At 44.0% G+C, this 924-nt stretch carries 1 protein-coding gene and 1 pseudogene; both read left to right on the forward strand.

The features are described 5' to 3' along the window. Positions 1–206, forward strand: a 206-nt coding sequence (locus NW856_RS07305) for a hypothetical protein (RefSeq protein ID WP_414399667.1), incomplete at its 5' end; no start/stop codon positions are given. 56 nt (positions 207–262) lie between these two features. Continuing rightward, positions 263–924, forward strand: a pseudogene (locus NW856_RS07310) (glycosyl transferase family 1); the annotation flags it as partial.

Genomic DNA, 924 nt, shown 5'->3' on the forward strand with positions numbered 1-924 from the left:
TGGAGGTGTTGACCAGCTTGCAAGAGCAGCTCAAAGACATCAAGGTGATTTACGTGGAGTTTACTTCTGAGCAAGACCGCAAGCGGATTGACCAGATGCTGGATCCCTCTCATCTCCTCTGGCAGGGGGAGATTTCTCAGGGTAACTACGGGTGCTTATGTTATCTGAATAGATGCATATTCTACGAAAGCAGTGGTAATCTTTAGAAGGCAATCTTTAGGAAGCTCTGAGACTGATGAATCCTCGAGTTCTACTAGTTTGGATGACTCCACCTGATTATGTCCCACCTCTCACTCTTTCAGAGCGTCAAGTAACTCTATGTCCGAAAGGAAAGGTTAGAAGACAGATATTCGATTTTTTTAGTGTTCCAAAAAGCTTAGTTGAGTGTCCTGACAAAGACTTTGACCTCTATGAATTTGTCCAGTATTCAGATCAAGTCGAAGACAAAGAATTTGACTTGGTGATTGTCTGGACATCGAGTGTTGATCTGACTAGTCCTTTCAACACGAAAAAATTTGGCTGCCCAACTGTCTTGCTAGCCGGAGATACGCATCATCACGTGCTCCCTATCACCCACCTTCTAACTTACTGGGCCACTGAAGCCTTTGATTATATTGCCACCGCCTATGACCGACAGCACCTCCACTGGTTCGCAGCAGCAGGAGTTCAAAGGCTAGCTTGGCTGCCTTTCATTCCGGCTTGTCTCACCAGCTCCAGTTGGATAGAAAAGAAAGAAATTAGAGTTGCGTTTGTGGGTAACCTTAATTTTAACTCTTATCATTACAGACGTCTTAAGTTGATCATGTCCTTGAAAAAACTGGGTCTACCTCTACTTATAAAGACTCGAGTCCACAACCCTCAACTAATATTTGGTGGCTCGTTAATCTCTTTCAACTGCAGCCAAAATGGGGATCTGAACTTAAG

Source organism: Synechococcus sp. R3-13 (assembly GCF_047462195.1).
Lineage (GTDB): Bacteria > Cyanobacteriota > Cyanobacteriia > Thermostichales > Thermostichaceae > Thermostichus.